Origin of the sequence: Paenibacillus sp. FSL H8-0168, from assembly GCF_038592955.1 — a bacterium.
Classification (GTDB): domain Bacteria; phylum Bacillota; class Bacilli; order Paenibacillales; family Paenibacillaceae; genus Paenibacillus; species Paenibacillus polymyxa_B.
Window position 1 is genome coordinate 4,270,159 of sequence record NZ_CP151948.1, and the last position, 25,766, is coordinate 4,295,924.

Consider the following 25,766-nt stretch of genomic DNA (forward strand, 5'->3'; position numbering starts at 1 on the left):
TCAGGATTTTGTAAAATCTTCACCTAATAGGCTATCAAAATAAGACAAGCTTGAAAAGCTGGATGATTTAAATAAGGATGACGCTTCCATTTCAACGCACACTCCATTTTATGACAAAACTATGAACAGGCTACAGCTTTTGCCCTCAAGGTATAACAATAGTTAGAAAAGTCAGGACAATCTACGGTTATCCATTTCAAAAATATCGTCTGCAATCCGCATGGTAGAACTTCGGTGCGAAACAAGGACAATCGTTTTATCTTGCTGCTGTTCCTTTAACGATTTTAAAATAATTGCCTCGTTCAGGCTGTCCAAATTGCTGGTAGGCTCGTCGAGCAGTAAGAGAGGAGCATTATGGACAAAGGCTCTGGCCAGTCCCAAGCGTTGACGTTCTCCACCGGACAGCCTGTCCCCCAATTCTCCAACTCGGCTGTCATACCCTTGAGGCAAGGTCATAATAAAATCGTGCACGGATGCCTTACGTGCTGCTTCCACCACCTGCTCATGTGTAGCATCAGGCTTTCCAATTTTGATATTAGCTGCAATTGAATCATCAAACAGGAACGTATGCTGGTCTACATAGCTCTGTAAGCCTCTCAAATGTCGGGTCCCAATTTCCTTCAAATCGTGTCCGGATAGCAAAATTTGACCTTGCTGCGGGTCCCTAAATCGCATCAGCAACTTTAGCAGTGTAGACTTGCCAGAGCCGCTTTTACCCTGAATGCCTAAAATCCGCTTATGCGGTATCGTGAGACTTACATCATTCAGCACCGTTTGAGCATCGTATGCAAAAGTCACCTTGTCTACTCGTGCCCCAGTAAAGGCAACACTCATCCCTTCGATATTTTCCTCAACCTCCGGGGTTTCCTCCAATAGACTCAACACTCGTTCCCCGCTCGCCAGCGTTTGAAGCAAATTGTTAGACAAATTGCTCAGTGCGACGACCGGACCAAATGAACTAAACAGGGCAATAACAGAAATTAGCATACCTGTAAAGTCAACCTGACCCTTAGACATACCGTACAATCCAGCCAGCAGCATTAAAAATGAGAATCCAACTACAGCCGCATCTGTGATCGCTCTTGTGATGCCTTCATGATGCTTCAAGTCCTTCTGCTTGGCATCCAATTGATCCGTACGACGGTTAATCTCATTCAAACGTTGTTCTCCTTGTCCATATTGCACAATTTCCTTCATCCCCCGTAAGCTGTCCAAAAAATAACTGCTGAGCTTGCCAAAGCTGCTTCGGTATTCCATCCCCTGACGTTTGCCCATACGTGACGTGAGTAAGGGAATAAATAAACCGACAGTTAGGTAAGCAAGCGCAGCGAGCCAGCCTAATAGAGGCTCATAAGAACCGATAAAAAATACCATGAGCAGTGAAGTGATGATGCCGATCATTACAGGCGCTATCGTATGCGCATAAAATACTTCCAGCAGCTCAATATCACTCGTAATGAGTGATATCAGATTCCCCTTGTCCTTGCCTTCCAATTTGGCTGGAGCGAGTCTGCGCAGGGCTTGAAGCACCTTGTCACGCAGTACAGCCAGTAGCTTGAAAGCGAGATAATGACCACTCATTTGCTCGCCATAACGGAATACGCCGCGCAGTACGGCACAAACCACGATCGACGTCAGCAAAAACGACATGGTGTAGCCTGTCGTGATGCCCGTTGCTGTAAGCAGAGCAAGGGCTCCATACACTATAATGCCAATAGCACAAATAAAACCAAGCACTCCTGTCACAATCGTGATGAGCAGTACAGGTAAAAGAGGTCCCGCCAATATCAATAATTGGCCCATGATCCGTAATCCGTGTCTACGCATATACAGCCCCTCCTTTTGCAAACTGCTCTACCTGGTGTTGACTGAGATACATCTCCGCATAATGTCCTTGCTGGCTCAACAGTTCATGATGCGTTCCGGATTCTGCCACCAATCCGTTTTGCAGCACATAGATACAGTCGGATTGAACTACATTTTCCAGTCTGTGAGAGATAAGAATCACTGTTTTTTGACCTGCCAGCGCATGTATTACCTCCATAATGCCTTCCTCACTCTCACTGTCAATGTTAGAGGTAGCTTCGTCAAAAATGTACACACGACTATCATGCAGCAATGCTCTGGCCAGTGCTAGCCGTTGGCGCTGTCCTCCTGACAGATTTGCCCCCTGCTCCTCCAGTTCTGCTTCCAGTCCTCCTTCTGAAAGAATAAAATCATACAGCTTCACTTGTCGCAAAGCTTCCAGCATTTGTTGTTCATCCGCGTGCTCATTGCCCATTTTTAAATTTGCTTCAACTGTGCCTTTAAAAATATAGCTGTTAAAACCAATCCAGGTCATGTGACGCATGCGGCTTTCTTCCGAAATATCGGTAAGCTCGGTTCCTCCAATCGTCAGACTTCCTCGATACCCCTCGTGATGCCCAACGATCAATCCGGCTACCGTACTTTTACCAGAGCCTGATTCCCCAACAATTGAAACCAAGCTGCCCTGGGGAATATCCATGGATATATTTCGTAAGGTATCTCTTTCGTCGTAGGCAAAACTCATCTGCTCCAGTCGAATATCTGTGTTTTCTATGCTTTCTTGTCCTTGTATAAGATCCTCTGTACTCAACATTTGAAATATTTTGTCGCTTGCTGCCATTCCGTTCATGGCGATATGGAAGTAAGAACCCAGTAAACGCAGAGGAATGAAAAACTCTGCTGACAGCAAAACAATGATGATCGCTCCTGCCAAGCCAATATGGCCTGAAGAATATTCACTTATCGCGACTAGTACACCCGCAGCAGCACCACCAAATGCGATAAGATCCATAATGGCCACGGAGTTAAGCTGCATAGTCAGCACTTTCATCGTCATTTTGCGAAAGTCCTCAGCTGCTGTGTTCATTTCCTGATGTTTGTCCTGGTCTGTTCCGTACATTTTGAGCGTAGTCAGACCTTGTACATTCTCCAAAAAGCTGTGGCCCAGATTGACGTAACTGCCCCAATATTTCCGAAACAGCTTTTTAGCCATCCTCATAATGACAATGATCGACACTGGAATTAAGGGAACGCAGATCAATAGTATAATGGCTGCTTTGAAGCTGACAAAAGAGAGGGTGATGAACAACGTGACGGGGGCAAGCAGACTGTAAAATAGCTGAGGCATATATCTACCGAAATAGGTTTCAAGCTGCTCTACCCCTTCTACAGCAACCTGAATAACCCCCGAGGTGGAGGTATGATCTGTATATGCGGGTCCCATCTTCAGCAACTTGCCGTAAATTTGCGAGCGCAGCGTTTTTTTAGCATTTACCGAAGCACGATAAGATAACATACTGGCTGCATAATTGCTCAGGCAGCGAACTGCAACAGCAGCAATAACAATGACCGTCATAGATATAATCAGCTTGCGAGTCACTTGTCCTTCCCATGCCTGCTGCATAATAAAGGCCATAGATAACACAGCGGCTATACTCCCCAAAAGACCAATCCACTGCACAAGCACACCCAAGACGATATATTTCCGAGAATGTTCCACTAGACCGAGCAGACGGCTATCGACCATTTTAGACCTTTTTTTGGGAGTAGGTGTAGGTATAGGTTCAGATGAACATGAAGGCGTTATTTCTGCTGCAGCATTTCTTATTGTTCCGATGCGGAATATAAAGTAATAATATTTAAAAAGGATGACCAAGACGATGAGCGCTTTCCCCCACACATTAGGCGTGAAAATAAAGCCTGTAATCAGCATCGCTGACGCTAAGCCCAATGTCGTGATTTTCGTAGACAGCTTCAACGATCTTGTTTGAACAAAACTCTCTAGATGCTTTTGGTACAGAGAGGTATTCGAAAACCACTGGTGAATCCTTTCAGACCCCCGCATAAAGAAAAAGGTCGCTAGCAGCAGAAACGGTGTAGTCGGTAGCAACGGTAGCACTACACCAATAACTCCAAGCGCCAAAAATAAAAACCCTAAGGTAATATAGATCGGTTTCACTATAATCCTCCCTAATAGTTATAATAGTAATGATTTCATTTTATAGATAATGATAATCATTATCAATATAAACAATTTAAGCAGGTTGTTATGTGATGTAAATCACGCATATAAAAAGCCTCTTGAAGCACATCTCTACAGAACACGTTAGTGTTGATGTGGATGCTTTGTCTTCAAGAGGATTACCGAAAGTAGATGTTTATAATTCGTTGTTTTATGAATTTATAATATCATATTGCTCCAATACCTGCCGATGTAACGGGTGGTCTGCGGTTATGGAAGTATAACGCGTCAGCGCCGCACCCAGTCCTTCACTGCGGATCACCTGCTGAAGCTCGACTGCCTCGGGGTCTTCCGTAATATCAAATTTACAGGCAGCAGCCATTCCTAACGCCAGATGATCCGTAGGGATGCCATACTCCTGCGCTTGGAGCGCGGGACGTACAAGACGATCATTGGGAGACAGCTTGCGCAACGGTGAACGTCCGACCCGAGTAACATCGTCTGTCAGATTAGGATTGCGGAAGCGATCCAAAATTTTAGAGATGTACTTCTTATGCTCCCCTTGATCCAAACCGAAGCGCTTCACAAGCACTGCTCCTGTCTCCTCCAGTGACCCTTGTATCGAATCCACCACCTTGCTATCCTTCATGGCCTCCTGGATGGTAGCATAACCTGCGGTATAACCAAGATAGGCTGCCACGCAATGCCCCGTATTCACCGTGAACAGCTTTCGTTCAATGTAAGGCTCTAGATCTTGAACGTACAGGATACCTTCGATTTCTTCATGCTCAGGTGCCATTTGTGAACGATCCACCACCCACTCGTAAAAAGGCTCTACCTGCACATGTAACGGGTCCTTGTGGTGCTGGATCGGCACAATCCGGTCTACAGCAGCATTTGGAAAATACACCGAAACCTCAGCCTTGGCACGGGTCGTCTCATCCAATAGCGCAAAAACATGCTCTTTCAGTTGGGCGCTGCCTCCGATTGCATTTTCACAGGCAATCACATGCAGCGGCCTTGCTCCTCGCTCTACCCGCCGCTTGATTCCCTCCGCAATACCTGCTGCAATGTGCTTGAGGATGCTGACACCTACTGCGGTCGTTACCAGATCAGCGTGGTCTACCGCATCGGCTACAGCCGCTGCATCCTTGCCGTCAATTGCCGTTACATTCGTGACCAGCTCCGTATCCTTTGTATCATTGGCTAATTCTACGGTGTATTGTTTACGACGGCGTAACTCGGATACAAGGGTGTCGTTGACATCTGAAAAAACAACCTCATAGCCTGCACGCGACAGAATTAATCCGATAAAGCCGCGACCGATATTTCCTGCTCCAAAGTGGACGGCTCTCATAGCTCCATCTCACTTTCGAACAGATCTATAATTTCCTGTGGGGTCACTGCGTTGCGAAGTTTATCCATATTTTCTTCCTCCGCACACACCACAGCGATACTCGTCAAAATCTCCATATGATCGCCGCCTTGTGCTGCAATGCCGATCACCATATATGCTTTCTCTTCCCCAAAATATACGCCTTGCGGGAACTGAACGATGGAGATGCCTGTGGATTGAATAAGCATCTTGGATTCCTTGGTGCCATGTGGAATAGCCAGCCCGTTCCCGATGTAGGTGGACACGATCTCCTCGCGTTCCAGCATCTTGTCAATGTAATCACTTGAAATATGTCCTGCATCCAGCAGGATTTGTCCAGCCATACGAATCGCCTCATATTTGTCTTTGGCGATTGCGTTCATTTTTACTTTGTCTATCGTCATAATACTCACGGTAGGTTCCTCCCTGTCCCTAATTTACTGTGGAAAAATTCAGCCAGCTCACTCGATATATAATTGACAATATGATCCCTGCTACCGTGTTCCAGTAGCGTAACCATGTCTTCCTGCAAAAGTAATGCACTAATCTCGCTTAATACCTCCAAGCTCTCTCTCGGCAGCTCACGAGGTCCCAACATGAGCAGCACGCATTCTACCTGTTCACCTGTATCCGCCAACAGTGGCTCTGCCAGCTTATACAAGGTAAGCGAAGGCTTGCGAATATAGTGGCTGCGCGTATGAACTAAAGCAATGGAGGTATCAGAGATCACCTGACTACCTTGGCGCTCTCTTTCCATGAGTTGTACAGCAACCGCAGAAGGCTCTGTAACATTCCCCCGCCCCGTCTCCAACATGCATATCGCCTCTACGGTCGCCGCCATATCCATCCCCTGATTTTCCAGCGGATACACTTGAAATTGCTGTACAATGTGTACAATTTCCTCGAGACTTTTCCGCAGACCGGTAAGCCACTCCATATCCTGACCAGGCTGAACGGCCTGTTCCTGCTGATGATCATTGAGATGATGGAGTGTAATATGCTGGATGAAATGACGCAGACGATCACTCTCCTCCTGCGTCAGCAGCGGGCTGATCTTAAGATACCGATCTGGTTCAAGCGGTAGCTCTACTGTCGAAATGATCAGATCATAATCCTCCTTGGGAATCCGCGCCGCCTCGTACCATGAAGCCCTATCCACAATTTTGATCTGTGGGAGCTCTTTGGCGAGCCTTGTTGCCAGAAGTCTGGATGATCCAATGCCGCTCGTGCAGACTACAATGGCCCGCACCTCCCGCCGTAATTGTCGCAGCCGCTCCAACGAAGCGCCGAAATGCATGACGAGAAATCCGATCTCTTCATCAGGCACTTTCATTTCTGTCATGCTCGCCGCAGCCTTTTTCACTGAGTCAAATAAGCTGCTGTAATCCTTGCGGATTTGCTGAAGGAGAGGGTTACGAATCGACCTGCCTTCCTTCAAACGTTTGAATACCGGAGCCATATGGGCAATCAGTCCTTCACGCAGAACACGGTCCTCTTTCAATGGCGTGCCTGTCTCTTCCTCCACACGACGAATCAACTCATGAACCGACTCCAACAGTACGAGATCATCCAACGGCAGTAGTCGGGTAGAGTGATCTTCGGCATCACGAAATAGCAGCCTGAGATAAGATCGTTCCGGCTCTGGAAATTCAATATCCAGCGCCTCTGACAACTCCGTGCATATGCGTTCCACCATAGCTGTGCGAAGCATGATATTTTCATCCGAATCTGTTTTTAAATACGAGAGAAGAGGATCTATAACATACCCGAGTCGCAGACGTACCAGCGAAACGCAAATTTGAATCAGCAGCTCCATGTATTTGCTTTCCACCATGTTTTCTAACCATTTTTCATGAGGCTGCCAGAGGGCCTTTTCCACGATTAGCAGGTTATCTCTGCCAATCATCTCCAGCAACTTGTCGGCAACACGGGTTACAGGACGAAGTTCTTCTCGGGCTGAAAACAGATCGGATTCATCCAAATATTCGAGAGCCAGCTCGGAAATCGCCCGTCTTTTGTCTGTCTCCCGCCCTGTAATCTCGACCCCGTACCCCCGTCTGCGCACAAGCATGAGTCCACGTTCCTCAATCCAGTCTTGCAATTCGTCTAGATCATGACTGACCGTAGTTACCGTGACTTTCAGATCTGAAGCCAGCGCCAACAGCTTGATCGGCTCCCGTGTATCCAGCAGCATGCAGAGTACCACGATCTTTCTCTCCTCAGCCGAATATTCGTCTGACTTCGTATGCAGCAATTGTTTCCGCAGGCATACAAGCTGAGCTGGATCAGCATCTATACAGATACCGATCCCTGACTTTTTCTCCAGCTTCACCTCATGAGCTGCCAGCCAATGCTCGACTGCGCCCAGTTCCCGATGAACCGTCCTTGTGCTGACATTGATCTTCGTGGCAATTTCCCCGGCTGTAACCTCTTTGGACTGCTCCAGAAGATATTCCACGATGTCACGTTGTCGTTTCGTAATATTCATAAGCGCATACCGTTCCTTCCCAAGCTCATCCCTCCAGCAGGAGACGTACATTGCATACAGTCCGCCTGACTTCGATGGGGATTAAGAATCGGATTTCAGACGTTCAACCAGCGCTTCGTATTCAGGACTCTTCAGAAAATTGTCAATGGAAATGTGCTCAGCTTTCGGAGCTACTGTTTTAGCCCGGTCTGTCAACGTTTTTTGCGTAATGACAATATCCGCATCCTGTGGAATTTCACTGATTGCCGTATTCGTAACTGTTACGCCCACACCCGCCTGCTTCATTTTTTTGCGTAAAATTGAAGCACCCATAGCGCTTGAACCCATACCTGCATCACAGGAAAAGACGATTTTGTTCACTTCGGATTTATTCTTGAGCGTTCGATCTGCAGCAATTTCTGCAGCACGATCAGATTCGTGGTTATCTTCCATTACAGTGGCGTTAGCACTTGCACTCTTGCTTTGATTTTTCATATCTTTCAGGCGGGATGCAGCTTCCTCCAGCCCCTCTTCTTGTTGCTTACCAGTCTTGAGTAACACTGCGGCAACAGCAAAAGATACGACCGCAGCAGCGATCACCCCGCTTAACATTGGCAAATATCCGCCTTTTGGCGTCATTAGAAAATAGGCGATGATGCTGCCCGGTGAAGGAGCAGCAACCAGTCCGGCACCTGTCAACATGAAACAGAAGGTTCCCACAACGCCCCCAGCTATAGCAGCAAGAATCAAAATCGGCTTCATCAAAATATAAGGGAAATAAATTTCATGAATCCCGCCGAAAAAATGAATGATGACTGCGCCAGGAGCCGACGACTTCGCAGAGCCTTTACCGAACAGGCAGTAGGCCAGCAAAATACCGAGCCCAGGCCCAGGGTTGGATTCCAGCATGAACAGTACGGATTTCCCTGTTCTTGCAGCTTCCTCCAACGCAATCGGACTTAATACTCCGTGATTCAGCGCGTTGTTTAAAAATAATACTTTTCCGGGCTCAATAATGAGGTTGACAAGCGGCAGTAGCCCTGCGTTCACGAGGAACTGTACCCCTGCCGACAATACTTGACTGATCATTTGTACAACCGGGCCGATCGCCACATGGGCAAGCAGTGCTAGAATGGCACCGATAATCCCGGCCGAAAAATTATTGACCAGCATTTCAAAGCCTGATCTGACTTTGCCTTCAATGGCCTTGTCGAACTTCTTCAATATCCACGCAGCCAGCGGACCAGCGACCATCGCGCCCAGGAACATCGGGATATCGGCTCCCACTATGACACCCATCGTCATAATGGCACCAATCACACCTCCACGTTGTCCGTGAATCATCGTGCCTCCCGTGTAACCAATCAGCAGCGGCAGCAAATAATTTTTCATCGGATCAACCAGTTGTGCAAAACCTTCGTTCGGGAACCACCCGGTCGGAATAAAGAGTGCCGTAATCAATCCCCACGCGATAAAGGCTCCCATATTGGGCATAACCATACCGCTGAGAAAACGGCCAAAACGCTGTACGGCGACACGAGTGCCTCCTTTTGAACTTGGCTTTGCGTCCAATGTACTCATATTCAAATCCTCCTTGTAGGTAAGCATCACTACCTTTTCTTAAAATTCATACTAAATGACAGCGCTATCTTCATCAACGAAATGAAAACGTACTTTCGTCATGAACGTTGATGACAACATTTAAATTTAAATTATCCGAGAAGGTATTAGACCTGCATAATTCTTCTTAATATGACCTGTAGCTATAGAAATTAGTCGAAAAACCGTGCTGGTTTATATATGATTCTTACTATAGGGACAACTCTCTACATCAGAATAAAACACGTAATTACGTCTGAAAAAAGACAAAAAAATAGCCGCTATGTCAAATCATAGCGACTGTTGTATACAAAAATCGAGCAGACAAATAACACTCTTATTCCATACTACATTGCTCCATTACTGCTCATCGGAAATCAACTGCTCGTATTGATCCGCAGACAGTAGCTTGCCCAATGCTTCCTCCACATCTTTACCCATCTCTACTTCGATCATCCAACCTTTTTCATAGGGAGATTCATTTACTAGCTCAGGCGTACTTTCCAGCGCTTCATTCACTTTTAATACGGTTCCCGTCACCGGGGCAAAAAGGTCGGATACCGTCTTCACCGATTCAATCGTACCGATCTCCGCTCCCTGCTCAATCGTTACTCCCGCCTCCGGTAATTCTACAAAAACAATATCACCCAGTTGATGCTGTGCAAAGTCTGTAATACCAATCCGCAACGTTCCATTCTCTGTGCGCTGAACCCACTCATGTTCGTCTGTATACCAAAGTTGCTGCTTTACTTCACCCATCCTGTTCCCCTCGCTTCCATATGAATAAAATCGCTTTTGCTCACCTGTATTAGACAGGTTAAGATTATGACAACAGGAACACTCATGTCAATAATACTAACAAAAATACTTCATATGACCTCATATGGCGTACTATATAAAAATATGATAACTTATAACAAACGCTTACATATCCTTATTTATATATTAAATGTTTTTTCTATTGTTTTTGATGACATTTTTATTGACATTTCGAATGAATTTGCGTATTAATGGGTTATAGCAAATGCTTTGGGAAACACCCCGACAACTGCAAACGCGGATGAACGCGGAGGGAGAGACTGCCAAAAAGATTCGCATAGCTGTTGCCGCTTATGAGACATAAGTTGCACGCGAATCGGATCAAGTTGTTATCTGCAAAGCCAGGTAATATACTGTTGATCCCGAAGGTAGCGCCGAAGGAGTAAGCCTGCATTGCAGGTGAATCTCTCAGGCAAAAGGACCTCTGCCGGACGCATCTCTGGAGAGCATTCGCTATTGGAGCGGATCACCCAAGGGGAAACCCGGTACATACCGGGGTAACTTTCTGGTATCAAGGACAGAGCTGAAAAAAGAGTGTAGACTGCCGTCTATACGTTTTTTTCGGCCTGTCTTTTTTGTTTAGCCGATCACACCCGATAGGAGTGGAAAAATGACTAATTTGCGAAAAACACCGCTATATTCGTCCTACGGGACGCAGTCTGGGGTTCGTTGTATTGACTTTGGCGGCTGGGAGCTCCCCGTTCAGTTTAGCGGCATTCAAAAGGAGCATGAGGCCGTCCGGCAACGTGCGGGTTTATTCGATGTATCGCATATGGGCGAATTTTTGGTTGAAGGCAAAGAGGCCGAAGCTTTTCTGCAAAGGGTGACCACGAATGATGTTAGCCAGTTGGAACCAGGTCAGGCACAATATTCACTCCTGTGTTACCCCGATGGAGGGGTAGTAGACGACCTGCTTGTTTACTGCAAAGGGCCGGAGCGCTACATGCTCGTTGTGAACGCCTCTAACATCGATAAGGATTGGGATTGGCTAATTCGCCATATGCCTGCATCCGTTCACATGGAGAATGTGTCTGATGCGATAGCATTGCTGGCGTTGCAAGGACCGGAAGCAGCACGTATTGCCGCAGCCGTGGCAGATACGGACATTACGAATCTGGCATCTTTCCGCTTCCATGAGAATGTGCCATTGTTCGGAGCAAAAGCACTCGTCTCACGAACCGGATATACGGGTGAAGACGGTTTTGAATTTTACGTACCTGCCGCGGAAGCACCAGCCGTATGGGAGGGTTTGCTTCGTTCCGGTGAGTCGTATGGACTGATTCCCGCTGGACTTGGTGCTCGGGATACCCTACGCTTTGAGGCACGGTTGCCGCTGTACGGACAGGAGTTATCTTCCACGATTTCACCACTCGAAGCCGGTCTAGGGTTCTTCGTCAAGCTGAATAAGGGAGATTTTATCGGTAGAGAAGCACTGCAACGTCAGAAAGATCAAGGGATTCCTCGCAAATTGATCGGGCTGGAAATGATGGATCGCGGTATCCCACGCGCCCATTATCCGGTATTCGCAGAAGGTCAACACATCGGTGAGGTCACAACGGGAACTCAGTCGCCCACCTTGAAGCGTAATCTCGGCCTCGCCTTGATAGACAGTCGTTTTAGCGCCCTCTCCACACCGCTGGAGGTTGAGATTCGTGGCAAACGCCTGCGTGCCGAGGTGGTGGCAGCCCCCTTTTATAAACGCCTGCGCCGATCTTAAACTCTCTTCATTTCAATAAAGCAAACATGTCAGATATGAACTTCCGGGTTTTCATCTCACACTTTTTTATTAGCTAATTTACGATTTAAATTTTGCTTTTCGAAAGGAGCCAAGAACCTATGAAGCAGCATCGTTATCTCCCTATGACTGAACAGGATCAAACCGAAATGCTGCGTGTGGTCGGCGTTTCATCCATCGATGATTTATTCAGTGACATTCCAGAGGCCATTCGATATCAAGGGGAACTTCCTCTTTCTTCTCGGCTCGACGAGAGAGCCTTGACCCGACATTTGGCCGAGCTGGCCGGACACAACGCCAATACAGACACACATGCCAGCTTTCTTGGCGCAGGAATTTATGATCATCATATTCCGTCTGTCATCCAGCACATCACTTCACGCTCGGAATTCTATACAGCCTACACCCCCTATCAGCCGGAAGTAAGCCAAGGCGAGCTACAAGCCATTTTCGAGTTTCAGTCGTATATTTGCGAACTGACGGGCATGGCTGTAGCTAATGCCAGCATGTACGACGGAGCGACTGCACTGGCGGAAGCGGGCTCACTGTCCGCCGCAGCTACCCGCCGTAAACAGCTTATCGTATCAAGGTCCGTCCATCCGGAGGCACGTCAGGTATTGGCAGCCTATGCACGCGGATTGGATTTGGACATCGTGGAGATCGGCTGTTCGGACGGCGTAACGGATGCTGATGCGCTAGCGGCGGCCGTATCGGAACAGACCGCGGCTGTTTTGGTCCAAAGCCCCAACTTTTTCGGAGCCGTGGAAAACCTGAAGCCGATGGCTGATCTCATCCATGCGCACAAAGGTCTTTTGGTCGTCAGTGCCAACCCACTGGCACTTGGCTTGCTGGAGACACCCGGCAAACAGGGCGCGGATATTGTGGTAGGAGACGCGCAGCCACTTGGCATCTCCTCTTCTCTCGGCGGTCCGACCTGTGGATACTTTGCCGTTTCTCAGGCACATATGCGCCGTATCCCCGGCCGTATTGTGGGTCAGACCACTGACCGCAACGGTAAACGCGGCTTCGTGCTGACCTTGCAAGCGCGGGAACAGCATATCCGCCGCGAAAAGGCCACGTCTAACATTTGCTCCAATCAAGCGTTGCTAGCTTTATCTGCATCTGTATACTTGTCTGTCATGGGTAGACAGGGGATCAAGGAAGTAGCCGAGCTAAATTTGCATAAAAGCCGTTATGCTTTAGAGCAATTGCTGAGCTTGAAGGGCGTAACTGCCTCATTTAACGCACCAACCTTTAACGAGTTTGCCCTTAGACTGCCTGAGGGTACGGATATGAGCAAACTCCAGGCCGAACTGCTAGCTGCTGGATTTATCGCTGGCTACGATTTGGGCCGGGACTATGAGGAACTTGCTGGTCACATGTTGATTGCCGTGACGGAGCAAAGAACCAAAGAAGAGATTGACCAATTTGTACACACCTTGGGGGGATTGCTATGACACACACCGGACAGGATCAAAAACAAGGGCTGTTGAAGGAACACGATCAAGCGCTCATTTTTGAATTGAGCCGTCCGGGTCGCATCGCCTATTCCCTTCCCGAGTGCGACGTTCCCCGTCGCCCGGTGGCAGAGCTTTTGCCAGATTATGCGCTGCGCAGCGAACCTGCGGCATTACCCGAGGTATACGAAGTAGACGTTATTCGGCATTATACCGCCTTGTCCCGGCGCAATTTCGGCGTGGATAACGGATTTTATCCGCTCGGCTCCTGTACGATGAAATACAATCCGAAAGTGAATGAGGATGTCGCCCGATATACAGGCTTCGCCAAAATCCATCCATATCAGCCCGAGGAGAGCATCCAGGGTGCCATGGAGTTGCTGCATACGCTCCAAAATGATTTGGCTGCATTAACTGGCATGGATGCCGTCACGCTTCAGCCCGCCGCGGGCGCCCATGGCGAATGGACCGGGCTGATGATGATTCGCTCATACCACGAAGCACGTGGTGAGCGACGTACCAAGGTGCTCGTGCCGGATTCCTCGCACGGAACGAACCCCGCCAGCGCAACCGTCGCAGGCTTCGAAACAGTCACCCTTCCCTCCACCCCTGAGGGGCTGGTGGATCTGGATGCGTTACGTCAAGCCGTAGGCAACGACACCGCTGCGCTCATGCTGACCAACCCGAACACGCTTGGGCTGTTCGAGAAGCAAATCACTGACATTGCTGCCATCGTGCATGACGCGGGTGGTCTGCTCTACTATGACGGGGCGAACTCCAACGCCATCATGGGAATTACCCGCCCCGGCGATATGGGCTTCGATGTAGTGCATCTCAATTTACACAAAACGATGAGTACCCCGCACGGCGGCGGCGGCCCCGGCGCTGGGCCTGTCGGCGTAAAGCAACGGCTCATCCCTTATTTGCCCAAGCCGCTTGTCGTACGGGATCCGCAGGGGGTGTACCACTGGGACCGGGAACAGGGAGATTCTATTGGACGGGTTAAGGCCTTTTACGGCAACTTCGGTATTCTCGTTCGTGCCTACACCTATATCCGTAGCTACGGTCCTGATGGCTTAAAGCGTGTATCGGAATGCGCTGTGCTCAATGCCAATTACATGATGCATCGGCTCGCTCCACATTTTGACCTGCCCTACCCTGGACATTGCAAACACGAATTCGTAATGTCGGGGCGAGGCTTGAAAAAATTTGGAGTGCGCACGCTTGATGTAGCCAAACGGCTGCTTGATTTCGGCTACCATCCGCCTACAATTTACTTCCCGCTGAATGTAGAGGAGTGCATCATGATCGAGCCCACGGAGACGGAAAGTAAGGAAACACTTGATGCTTTTGTCGACACTATGATTCATATTGCACGGGAAGCAGAAGAGAACCCTGAGCTGGTGCTCAATGCACCATATACCACTCCAGTCACACGATTGGACGAAACTACCGCAGCCCGCAAACCTGTACTGAATTGCTCATGCAGTTAAAAACAAATTCTGAATAAAGGATGCAAAAAAGCCGGTATCTAAATAGATACCGGCTGCTGTATGTACACAGCAATTTTTTGTTGGAAAAAGATATAACCTTTGAAATGTAATACCCTTCCTTAGCCTTCGATGCTTTGAACCAATTCAACAACCTGTTCTGCTGTTTGCATGTCCAGAGCTTTTGTAGCCAGTTTTTCCATGTCCGCACGGGACAACTTGGAGATTTGGCTACGTGCTGGCAGAATGGAAGTTGCGCTCATACTGAACTCATCAAGTCCAAGACCCAGCAGCAACGGAATTGCTGTTGTATCTCCTGCCATTTCACCACACATACCAACCCAACGTCCTTCACGGTGAGCGGCGTCAATAACCATTTTCACCAGACGCAGAATGGATGGATTGTATGGTTGATACAGGTAAGAAACCCGCTCGTTCATGCGATCCGCTGCCATTGTGTATTGAATCAGATCGTTTGTACCGATACTGAAGAAATCCACTTCTTTTGCGAATTGGTCAGCCAATACCGCTGTAGAAGGAATTTCTACCATGATGCCCAACTGAATTTCTTCAGATACGGATACACCCTCGGCTACCAACTTTTCCTTTTCTTCCAACAAAACAGCTTTAGCTTCACGGAATTCGTTCAGCGTAGCAATCATCGGGAACATGATGCGCAGGTTACCATGCACACTCGCACGCAACAAAGCACGCAATTGAGTGCGGAAAATATCCTGGCGATCCAGACACAGACGAATAGCACGGAATCCGAGGAACGGATTCATTTCTTTCGGCAGGTCCAGATAAGGAAGTTCTTTGTCGCCACCGATATCCAAAGTACGGACTACAACCGGCTTACCTTCCATTCTTTCCAGAACGGTTTTGTACGCCGTATACTGTACTTCTTCGGATGGAAGCTTATCGCGTCCCATGTACAAGAACTCCGTACGGTACAAGCCCACGCCTTCACCACCGTTGTCCAGAACACCAGCTACATCATTAGGCGTACCAATATTGGCTGCCAGTTCGACATGGACACCATCGACAGAAACTGTAGCTTCGCCGCGCAGCTTGCGCCACTCTTCGCGTTGCTTGTCGTATGCCACCTGTTTAGCACGGTATTCCGCAACAATCTCTTCGGTAGGGTTCACGAATACGTGACCATCCAAACCATCAACGATAATCAAATCGCCGCTTTTAGCTTGAGACAATATATTTTTCGTTCCCACAACTGCAGGAATTTCAAGTGAGCGAGCCATAATAGCCGAATGCGAAGTACGTCCGCCGATGTTCGTTGCAAAACCTTTAACAAATTCACGGTTCAGCTGAGCTGTGTCGGAAGGTGTCAAATCTTCTGCAAGCACAATCGTTTCTTCGGCAATTTCTGCAGGACTAACAAAATGAACACCAAGCAGGTGATTCAGGATCCGCTTGGTTACATCACGCATGTCCGATGCGCGTTCTTGCAAATAGGCACTTTTCATGTTTTCAAACATGGAAATGAACTGTGTAGCTACTTCATTCAAAGCATAGTCAGCATTAAGCTGCTCGTCTCTGATTTTAGCTTTAACCGGATCGATCAATTCAGGATCATTCAGGATGAGCAGGTGAGATGCAAAAATTTCTGCTTTTTTCTCTCCCAGCTCCTGAAGCGTTTTCTCCTTAATCGATTCCAATTCGGTTTGAGATTTTACCAAAGCCGCATCTAATCTCGCGATTTCAGCCTCAACATCACCAACCGCGCGTCTCTCTACAGCGTAATTCGGATGCTCCAAGATAAACGCCCGGGCAATGGCTATGCCTGCCGAAGCGGCAATCCCGGAAATTTTAAGCATGAACTTCGCCCAGCCCTTCGTTAACGATTACATTTTCAAGAGCTTTCAGTGCTTCGGCAGCTTCAGCGCCTTCGCAGATAATGTTAATAGTATCACCTTGTTCCAGACCCAGAGACAATACACCCAGAATGGATTTCAAAGTTACTTTTTTACCGTTAGCTTCGGCAAAAGATTCAGCACCGCTGAATTTGTTAGCTGTATTTACCAGTGCAGTTGCAGGACGTGCATGGATACCGTCTTCATCCGTAATTCTAAAAGTTGTTTGCATAATTTGTTCCTCCCACTTTCCTAAAGATAATATTTGTTTACACGCAGTATACCAGATCATTGATCAGACGGCCTAAGCCGCCTAATCAACTAATCCGAAACACATAGAGTTTATTTTATCGTAATTATACCATCTTCGCCAGCCTTCAATACTCCAGTTTTGTTTAAAGTTACCGAAGAACCTTCTGGAAGGTTGGTAAAAATGACAGGTGAGATGATGGATTTGGCGTTTGCCTTCACGTATTCCAGGTCTACTTTCATAATAGGCTGGCCGGCTGACACAAGATCGCCTTCGTTCACCAAAACGTCAAATCCTTGCCCTTTAAGCTTCACTGTATTCACCCCGATATGAACAAGCACTTCTTTACCGCCATCGGATTGAATACCAATCGCATGCTTGCTCGGGAATACATTGAATACTTTACCATAAACAGGGGACACAATCGTTCCATCATTTGGCACGACCGCAAAGCCGTCACCTGTCATACGTTCTGCAAATACCGGATCGGGAACCGTCGAGATATCAACCAATTCGCCGTTAACAGGCATTACAATATCTTCTACAATAATGGTTTGTTGTTCTTCCCCAGCTTCCTTCTCCTCGTGTGGAGCAGGTTGCGCCGGAGCTGGTGCAGGTGTACGTCCAGCCATGATATCAGCCATTTGAGATTTAATGGTGTCGGAACGTGTACCGAAAATTGCCTGTACGTTGTTACCGACTTCAAGGACACCTGATGCGCCAAGTTGTTTCAGACGAGCTTTGTCAACGTTCGATTTCTCATTAACCTCGATCCGAAGACGTGTGATACAAGCATCCAGATGCTTGATATTCGATGAACCACCGAAAGCTGCCAAAATGTTGTGCGGGAGCTCATCACTACTACCGACTGCTGCGCCATCCACATTATCTGTAGCTTCTTCACGTCCTGGTGTTTTCAAGTTGAACTTCCGTATGATGAACCGGAATCCGAAGTAGTAAATAACTGCCAAAATCAGACCGACGATAATTACATACCACCAAGGCGTACGGGTTGGAATAATCCCGAAAATCAGGAAGTCAATAAATCCGCCTGAGAAGGTCATACCGATTTTGACATGTAAAATTTGCATGGTCATAAATGACAGACCTGCGAATATACAGTGTACTGCAAACAGCAGTGGAGCTACGAACAGGAAGGAAAATTCCAGTGGCTCCGTAATACCTGTCAAGAACGAAGTCAATGCTGCTGAACCCATAATACCTGCTACATATTTTTTGTGTTCTGGTCTTGCTTCATGGTACATTGCAAGCGCTGCTGCCGGCAAACCGAACATCATGAATGGGAATTTACCCACTTGGAACGTACTTGCTGTCAACGCCACTCCGTCGCGAAGCTGGCTGAAGAAGATCTGCTGGTCACCGTGAACGGTTTGACCTGCCTTGTTAACATATTCACCAAACTCAAACCAGAACGGTGAATACCAGATGTGATGCAAACCAAATGGAATCAGCGCGCGTTCGATAACACCGAACAGGAACGCCGACAAAGTCGGGTTGGAATACACCATAAAGTGAGATACTGCGTTAAGTCCTTGTTGAACTGGAGGCCAGATCAGAACCAGTGCAAGTCCGACAATCAGTGAGGATACCGCCGTTGCAATTGGAACGAAACGCTTACCCGCGAAAAAGCCCAGATACGATGGAAGCTCAATTTTGAAAAAGCGGTTGTACATGGCCGCGGCCAGTATACCGATGATTATCCCGCCGAACACCCCGGTTTGAAGCGTTGGAATCCCCAACACGTTTGCATAACCCGGTATTTTTTGAGCAATCAGGCCAGGTGTGACACCCACGGCTGTACCCAGAGTAATGTTCATAACGAGGTAACCGATGATGGCAGCCAAACCTGCTACACCCTCACCGCCCGCCAGACCGACAGCTACGCCGACTGCGAACAACAGTGCCAGATTATCAAAAACGATTTGTCCGGCATTCATCATGATCGTCGCTACCGATTGAACCCAGCCCGCATTTAATGCCGGAATGTACTGGAGAAAATCAGGATTGACCAGCATGTTACCGATACCCAATAAAAGCCCCGCAGCTGGCAAAATCGCTACAGGAAGCATTAATGCTTTACCGACACGCTGTAAAACGCCGAAAAGCTTTTTAAACATACCTTCCACATCCTTCTCTGAAATTTAGAACAGAGGCAAAACAACAAAAAAGGCATGAGCCGATTTAAGTATGTTTGAAAACAACCTTGGGATATAGCTTGCCCCAGTAGGCTGTAAACAATCATAACTTAAAACAACTCATGCCTGATCGAATCAGTAACACGTTAAATGTTCAGTTGTTGTCTTCCTCATTGCAAAATTGATTATAGCACCCCGCTAAATGCGAGGCAATACTTTTTTATTCCTGTTTTATCACTTTTGTTGCTCCCCCTGCTCTTTGCGTTGGGATAACCGTTGCAGATGCATTGTCAAATAACTGACCTCAGCCGGGTACACAGATTTACGGAGTCTTTTCTCCATAATTTTCGTGAGTTTCCAGGACAGCATATACATTTCTGGATACTCCTCATTCAAAAGCTTGTCCAACCGATAAATCTCCTGCACAATTTCTCCCCGGCGCACACGTTCAATCGCAAACCTCAGATGAGTCAGCAGTCGAGAATAATCAAGAGATTGGAGAGGAATACGATAATCCAGTGTGGTCTCGACAACCTGAACCATATCAGCAATCAGACGAGAATCCTTCCTCACCTCGGAGATATGCTGGTTTGTCATGGCGCTATAAATATGCAGGGCCACGAATCCGATTTCATCTTCTCCCAGATCTACATCCATCTTATCCCTGATTAGAGCAACAGCCTGCTCAGCCATCTTGTATTCCTGAGGATATATTTCCCTAGTCTCATACAAAAACGGATTATGAATCGTAATTCCCTGTTTATGACGGTTGATGGAAAAAGCGATATGGTCAGTTAAAGCAATCAGTATGTGCTCATTTAGAGGCTTCTTTGCTTGAAGCTGAACAAGATGAAGCACCTCACCGATGACCTCAATGAGCTTTTCATCCAGTTCAGGAAGCAACCGTTTGTATTGCTCCTGTTCTTCATGGCTTTTTAATATAAATAATTTTTCAACTGAATCCAACGGCATAAGATCGCCGGGTCTGCGATTGAAACCGATTCCTTTTCCAATCACGACAACCTCATCATGCTCGGGATGCATCCCTATAATCACATTGTTATTCAGCGCTTTGGCCACTTTTAGGCTGCTCACATCCGCACCTCTTTTATCAGAACCTTGATCCTAAGAATTATAGCATGAAGCTCAGAGGAATCCACGTTAAAGTACCAAATATTCGGCTAAAGGTCAATAAAAAGAAAACGCTTTTCATCACATTGCCGGGAAATGCTGTGATGAAAAGCGGTCTTTTGGTTAGGGGTAGATGCTCCCCAAAGACTTATCGTTATTCTTTATCTGTTAGTGCTGCCTCCACCGAGGCTGGAAGATGCTGCTTATTCCCTTCACCGGAGGACGGCACGGAATGAAGGCCTTTTTTCCCAGTCGTCAGCCCCTTGATTAACTGCTCCACATCAATGCCGGATACACTCTTCAGCATCTCAGGTGCCGTAGCCATCAGTTCGGTGACATAATTGCTGACACGCGCTGCTCCTTCTCCTTTTCCCGTATCAACTACGGTGAGTTTATCAATGGACGCAATCGGTTCGGCAATACGTCCAGCCAGATCAGGCAACATTTTTACGATAATATCGAGCACGGCGGCCTCTCCAAACTTCTGGAACGCCTCCGCCAGTTTTTCCTTGGCCTCCGCTTCTGCAAGTCCACGCAAACGGATGACATCTGCGTCTGCCGTACCTTTGGCGCGTTCGGCATCCGCTTCTGCTTGCCCGTTTAGACGTTTTTGTTCAGCTGACGCTTTAGCCTGTGTCTCAATCGAGTATTGCAGCGATTCAGCCTCACGCATTTTACGCGATTTATCTGCTTCCGCCGCTTGTTCGACCGCATACCGATCGGCTTCTGCCTTCTTTTTCACTTCCGCATCATATTGCTTTTCACGTACCTGTATTTCCTTGGATTGAAGATCAATTTCCCGTTCTTTGCGCACCAGCTCGACCTTCATCTGCTCCTCGACAGCAGTCTGCTTGGCACGGGCCTCCTGGATGTGATAAGCCTGATCGGCTTCTGCCTTCGCTGTATCCTGTTCTTTCTTAAACGAAGCCACTTTCAGTTCCTTCTCCTTGGCTGCCTCGGCAATGTTGGTATCCCGCAGCAATTCGGCCTTCTGGCCTTCCTGTTCCGCACGCGCCTTCTGAATCCGGGCATCCCGCACAGCCTCGGCTTCTGCAATCTCAGCATCCCGTTTCACAGCCGCAATTCTCGGCTTACCAAGCGCATCCAGATATCCGTGCTTATCACGCACATCTTTGATGGTGAATGAAACGATTTGCAAGCCCATCTTTTTCAGATCACGAGCAGCCACGCCTTGCACTTCCTGCGCAAACCGATCCCGATTACGATAAACTTCTTCCACTGTCATCGAGCCGAGGATTGCGCGTAAATGCCCCTCCAGCACTTCCTGAGCCTCTCCCCTAAGAGCCTCCAGTGGCTTCCCGATGAACTGCTCGGCTGCTGTAGCCACATCCTCAATAGAACTGCCGACCTTGATGATCGCCACACCATCCGCAATCACGGGAACTCCTTGCTCCGTATACACTTCCGGTGTGGTTACGTCCAGTTTATGGGACAACAGAGAGATGAATTCGGACTGCTGGAAAATTGGCCAAATGAAGGCCCCCCCGCCGCGTACAATTTTAATTTTTCGTCCAGAGTCATCCTCGGAAATATTTTTATTTCCCAGAAAAGAGCCCGTCACGATCATCCCTTCATCCGGTCCTACCGTTTTGTAACGGGCCCAAAAAGCGATCCCTAATATAACGATAACGATGACAACAATCCCAGGGACCAACACAATATCTTGCAAATTTGACACTCCCGATCACGCTCCCTTCAAGTTAAGCGAATGCGCCGTCTATGTGTCCAGGTACGCTACGCGGACGACGCCCTCTGCGACCTCAACCACGACGATACGGGTTCCCGCAGCAAGCGGTTTGTGATCGAAGCTAGATGCTGTATGTATGGTGTTGCCTGCACCCAAGCGGATCATAACCTCCCCGTAACCAACCTCAGGTACAGGAATGGTGACCTCACCGATTCGGCCAGTCAGCTCACGCATGGAGAAGCCGCTGGATACCTCCGAATTCGCCATGGGTTTGATAAACGCAAAGAACACGAGAATTCCGATGACAAACGCAATCCCTAAAGCAAGCACGACGACCCACCCCATGCTCAGCCCGGTATACTTTGTCAGCAGTACTCCAGCTCCGCCAAAAGCGGTCATGGCTCCAAGTAAAACGACAGGTCTGAACCAATCGAGGCCCGGTAGCTCCAATGCACCATCCAGCCAACCACCGAGTACATCTCCAATCAGCACACTGACCACGGTAAAGATAGCGCCCCCTGCGAGTAACCACCAAAATATGGTTTCCATGCGACTCCTCCTTCCATGTACCTTTTCAGTCTGGTTTCCAGTCTATAACTATGTTTACGTATTCAACCTTAAAAAGTTTCAAAATTTTCCTCTAATATCCCAAATTAACCCCAAAAAAGCACGTTCGTACGTCTAATGACGCACAAACGTGCTTAAAATGATACAAATGTCGGTTTACAGGGATGCTTTGTAAATTTCGACTACATCTTCGCGATTGAGCTTGTTAAAGCCACCAAAAGACCCGAATTTCACAGCTTTATCAGCCATAACATCGATTTTGGACGCATCAATATCGTAATCAGCCAGACGGCTTGGTGCACCAATCGAGTTCCAGAAATCACGCAACGCCTGAATACCTTCCAACGCCACTTCTTCATCACTCTTGCCTTCTGGTTTCACATGGAACACATTGACCGCCAGTTGCTTGAAGCGTTCAGGCTTCACATGCAAATTGTGTTTCATCCAGTTCGGGAACAGAATAGCCAGTCCTCCACCATGTGGAATATCATAAACAGCAGACACCGCATGTTCGATATTGTGAGTAGCCCAGTCACCTGTCAGCCCCATATTCAGGAAGCCGTTCAGCGCCATCGTACCACAATACATAATCGTTTCACGCAGCTCGTAGTTTTCCAGATCGTTGACCAGACCTGGAGCCGCATCCATGACCGTACGCAAAATCGTTTCGCACCAGCCAAGTTGGACCGGAGTATTGGATTCCAAATGGAAATAATGCTCCAGCGTATGTGACATCATATCTACGATTCCGTAAACGGTTTGATTTTGTGGCAGTGAGTATGTGTTCACCGGATCAAGAATAGAAAACGCAGGGAACGCAAATACGCTGCCCCAGCCCAATTTTTCCTGTGTTTTTTCATTTGTAATAACAGAACCCGCATTCATTTCAGAACCGGTAGCTGCCATGGTCAAAACCGTACCTAGTGGCAATGCTGCCTGTGGTGCCGCTTTACGCTCTGCAAAATCCCACATGTCGCCATCATATTTTGCACCAACAGCAATGGCTTTGGAGCAATCCAGCACACTACCACCGCCTACAGCCAGAACGAGGTCGATTTGATGTGTTTTACACAATTCAACGCCTTTATGTACTGTAGATAAGCGAGGATTCGGTTCTACGCCAGCCAGTTCCGTTACCTCTGCACCGATTTCACCAAGCAAACTTATTACATTATCGTACAAACCGCTGCGCTTAATGCTGCCGCCGCCATATACAAGCAGTACACGTTTACCATATTTAGGAACTTCACGCTTGAGAGCCTCCAATTGTCCTTTACCGAAGATCAATTGTGTAGGATTATAAAATTCGAATGCTTTCATCGCAAACGCTCGCCTCCAATAGTTCTAAAGTTTAATGTTAAGAAACTACTCTATTATAACCTTTTCGGTTACAGGAAACAAATCTGCTTTATTTTCAGAAAAAAACCACACTCCTTGAGGAGCATGGTTCCATGTCATATCTTGGGAGGGTTCTCGTAGAGTATTATGTGCTGCGCAAGCAATTTTATTCTCCCAAAGTATATCCCAATTGTTTCATAAAACGACCAAAGGCCTGATGACCGGACGGATTTCGTTTATACACTCCTGCATGCTCTAAAATTTCACTGAATTTCAGTCCAACCTCATTTTGTACGGTACGAACAGCCGTCTCCTTGTCAGGCAAACGACCGAACCGGGTGTTTAACTGATAAATCCAGTCTGCATGCTTAAACAGTGGATGTCCTTCCTGCTGCATAGCCACAGCCAGCTCGTCATCCCCACACAAAATATCTGCAATTCCATCCAGTTCATCCTTGAGCCGCCCCGGTAATATGGCAAGTCCCATAACTTCGATCAGACCGATATTTTCCTTCTTGATGTGATGCATCTCGCGGTGAGGATGGAAAATACCTTCCGGATACTCTTCACTCGTTCGGTTGTTACGCAGTACGAGATCCATCTGGTACCTGCCTTCGGCATCACGGCGCACAATCGGCGTCACGGTATTATGCGGAATCGTTTCCCCTTCCTGCTCTGTATGAGAGAGGACATCAGCTACAGGATCACTATAAGCTTTCCAGGCTTCAAAAGCAGCATTTCCCGCTTCCAACAACGCCTCGGCATCTGTTGACGTAAAACGGATGACCGACATCGGCCAGTTTACAATCCCTGCTGTAACCTGCGGGAACGCTTCATTATGGTATTCGCCATCCACACCCGCTTTTTCAATTGGGAATGTATGACGACCACCCTGAAAATGATCATGGGTCAGAATCGATCCGCCGACAATCGGCAGATCCGCATTGGAGCCAATAAAATAATGCGGAAACGCTTTCGTAAAGGCCAGCAATCGGCGCAGTGTATCCTTCGTAAGCTTCATCGGTACATGATCATGATGGAACACAATGCAGTGCTCGTTGTAATACACATAGGGTGAATATTGAAAAAACCACGGTTCCCCATTCAATTCCACCGGAATGATGCGCAAATTTTGACGGGACGGATGATTTACTCTTCCTGCATATCCGACGTTTTCACGGCATAATTGACACTTGGGATAAACAGGCGGCGGCAAAAGCTTCGCCATCGCAATTTCCTTGGGACTTTTTTCTGGCTTGGACAAATTAATCGTGATTTCCATATCTCCGTAAGATGTCGACTGATTCCAGTACACATTGCTAGCAACCCGATCCATTCGGATGTAGTTCGAATCGATGGATAATTGATAAAAAGCATCTGTCGCCGCCTCTATGCCACGTTCAGTCTCCGTTTGATGAAAGTCACGGATGACTTCAGATGGTCTCGCCATCAACAGCCCCATGATTTTGGAATCCAGCAAATCACGATACGTATCTGTGTTTTCAGGGATAAGTCCAGTGGCAAAACCATAATCTATCAAAACATTTAGCACAGGCTGGAGGGCTTCGGGGGCCATAATGCCCCCTGCTTCCCCACCTGAATAAGGCTCGGAAAAACCAAACTGATCCAATAGCAAATTACGGCTGTAATCTGTATCTTGTGGACCAATCAAGCCCCTATTTTGTGCGAATGCAACCAGTTGCTCCACCGCATATAGAGCCGATTGCTGTACAGTTTCGTCGATGTCATGGGCCAGATGCCGGGAATGTTCCCGGCCTTGGCCTTTATCTGCGGATTGGCGCTCGCTCATATGTT

The 25,766-nt window shown here is 47.7% G+C and carries 18 protein-coding genes and 1 riboswitch; of the genes, 3 read left to right on the forward strand and 15 right to left on the reverse strand.

Annotation, left to right across the window (positions count from 1 at the left end; genetic code table 11):
• Window positions 1-171 precede the first annotated feature (171 nt).
• The 7 genes from MHI21_RS18820 to gcvH form a co-directional block, all read right to left on the reverse strand.
• The gene (locus MHI21_RS18820) at window positions 172-1,827 is read right to left on the reverse strand and encodes an ABC transporter ATP-binding protein (protein ID WP_342418732.1); all 1,656 of its coding nucleotides are present in this window, start codon (window positions 1,825-1,827) and stop codon (window positions 172-174) included.
• Window positions 1,820-3,985, reverse strand: a complete 2,166-nt coding sequence (locus MHI21_RS18825) for a DUF454 family protein (protein WP_342418733.1) — start codon at window positions 3,983-3,985, stop codon at window positions 1,820-1,822. The genes MHI21_RS18820 and MHI21_RS18825 overlap by 8 nt, the downstream gene beginning before the upstream one ends.
• Window positions 3,986-4,199: 214 nt before the next feature.
• Window positions 4,200-5,345: a mannitol-1-phosphate 5-dehydrogenase gene (locus MHI21_RS18830; protein WP_341163408.1), complete on the reverse strand. Its 1,146-nt coding sequence runs from the start codon at window positions 5,343-5,345 to the stop codon at window positions 4,200-4,202.
• Entirely contained in the window at window positions 5,342-5,776 is a 435-nt protein-coding gene (locus tag MHI21_RS18835; RefSeq protein ID WP_342418734.1) for a PTS sugar transporter subunit IIA, read from the reverse strand. The genes MHI21_RS18830 and MHI21_RS18835 overlap by 4 nt, the downstream gene beginning before the upstream one ends.
• The gene (locus MHI21_RS18840) at window positions 5,773-7,851 is read right to left on the reverse strand and encodes a BglG family transcription antiterminator (RefSeq protein WP_341163406.1); all 2,079 of its coding nucleotides are present in this window, start codon (window positions 7,849-7,851) and stop codon (window positions 5,773-5,775) included. Before MHI21_RS18840 ends, MHI21_RS18835 begins: the two co-directional genes overlap by 4 nt.
• A gap of 81 nt (window positions 7,852-7,932) precedes the next feature.
• Window positions 7,933-9,411: a PTS mannitol transporter subunit IICB gene (locus MHI21_RS18845; protein WP_341163405.1), complete on the reverse strand. Its 1,479-nt coding sequence runs from the start codon at window positions 9,409-9,411 to the stop codon at window positions 7,933-7,935.
• Between the two features lie 378 nt (window positions 9,412-9,789).
• The gene (gcvH, locus tag MHI21_RS18850; RefSeq protein WP_165178696.1) at window positions 9,790-10,188 is read right to left on the reverse strand and encodes a glycine cleavage system protein GcvH; all 399 of its coding nucleotides are present in this window, start codon (window positions 10,186-10,188) and stop codon (window positions 9,790-9,792) included.
• A gap of 301 nt (window positions 10,189-10,489) precedes the next feature.
• A riboswitch (glycine riboswitch) is annotated at window positions 10,490-10,682 on the forward strand.
• Window positions 10,683-10,858: 176 nt separating this feature from the next.
• Here gcvH and gcvT point away from each other — a divergent pair.
• The 3 genes from gcvT (at window position 10,859) to gcvPB (ending at window position 14,933) form a co-directional block, all read left to right on the forward strand.
• Window positions 10,859-11,965 carry a glycine cleavage system aminomethyltransferase GcvT gene (gene gcvT, locus MHI21_RS18855; protein ID WP_342418735.1) on the forward strand — a complete coding sequence of 369 codons (1,107 nt, stop codon included), beginning with the start codon at window positions 10,859-10,861 and terminating at the stop codon, window positions 11,963-11,965.
• A gap of 119 nt (window positions 11,966-12,084) precedes the next feature.
• Window positions 12,085-13,440, forward strand: a complete 1,356-nt coding sequence (gene gcvPA, locus MHI21_RS18860) for an aminomethyl-transferring glycine dehydrogenase subunit GcvPA (RefSeq protein ID WP_342418736.1) — start codon at window positions 12,085-12,087, stop codon at window positions 13,438-13,440.
• Entirely contained in the window at window positions 13,437-14,933 is a 1,497-nt protein-coding gene (gene gcvPB, locus MHI21_RS18865) for an aminomethyl-transferring glycine dehydrogenase subunit GcvPB (protein ID WP_076294374.1), read from the forward strand. The genes gcvPA and gcvPB overlap by 4 nt, the downstream gene beginning before the upstream one ends.
• A gap of 119 nt (window positions 14,934-15,052) precedes the next feature.
• On the opposite strand, the gene ptsP is transcribed toward gcvPB, so the two are convergent.
• From ptsP to MHI21_RS18905, 8 genes are all read right to left on the reverse strand, one after another.
• Window positions 15,053-16,765 (reverse strand): phosphoenolpyruvate--protein phosphotransferase, encoded by a 1,713-nt coding sequence (gene ptsP / locus MHI21_RS18870; protein WP_342418737.1) that lies wholly within the window; start codon window positions 16,763-16,765, stop codon window positions 15,053-15,055.
• Window positions 16,758-17,033 (reverse strand): HPr family phosphocarrier protein, encoded by a 276-nt coding sequence (locus tag MHI21_RS18875; RefSeq protein WP_013372579.1) that lies wholly within the window; start codon window positions 17,031-17,033, stop codon window positions 16,758-16,760. The genes ptsP and MHI21_RS18875 overlap by 8 nt, the downstream gene beginning before the upstream one ends.
• Window positions 17,034-17,143: 110 nt before the next feature.
• Window positions 17,144-19,189 (reverse strand): glucose-specific PTS transporter subunit IIBC, encoded by a 2,046-nt coding sequence (gene ptsG, locus MHI21_RS18880; protein ID WP_342418738.1) that lies wholly within the window; start codon window positions 19,187-19,189, stop codon window positions 17,144-17,146.
• Window positions 19,190-19,441: 252 nt separating this feature from the next.
• Entirely contained in the window at window positions 19,442-20,302 is an 861-nt protein-coding gene (locus MHI21_RS18885) for a PRD domain-containing protein (protein WP_071558373.1), read from the reverse strand.
• Window positions 20,303-20,492: 190 nt separating this feature from the next.
• The gene (locus MHI21_RS18890) at window positions 20,493-22,028 is read right to left on the reverse strand and encodes a flotillin family protein (RefSeq protein ID WP_028542452.1); all 1,536 of its coding nucleotides are present in this window, start codon (window positions 22,026-22,028) and stop codon (window positions 20,493-20,495) included.
• Window positions 22,029-22,076: 48 nt separating this feature from the next.
• Window positions 22,077-22,595: a membrane protease regulatory membrane protein gene (locus MHI21_RS18895; protein WP_023989884.1), complete on the reverse strand. Its 519-nt coding sequence runs from the start codon at window positions 22,593-22,595 to the stop codon at window positions 22,077-22,079.
• Between the two features lie 174 nt (window positions 22,596-22,769).
• The gene (locus tag MHI21_RS18900; RefSeq protein WP_023989885.1) at window positions 22,770-23,933 is read right to left on the reverse strand and encodes an iron-containing alcohol dehydrogenase; all 1,164 of its coding nucleotides are present in this window, start codon (window positions 23,931-23,933) and stop codon (window positions 22,770-22,772) included.
• A 184-nt stretch (window positions 23,934-24,117) separates the two neighbouring features.
• On the reverse strand, window positions 24,118-25,761 hold the full coding sequence (locus tag MHI21_RS18905) for a UDP-glucose--hexose-1-phosphate uridylyltransferase (protein ID WP_342418739.1): 1,644 nt from the start codon (window positions 25,759-25,761) through the stop codon (window positions 24,118-24,120).
• Window positions 25,762-25,766 lie beyond the last annotated feature (5 nt).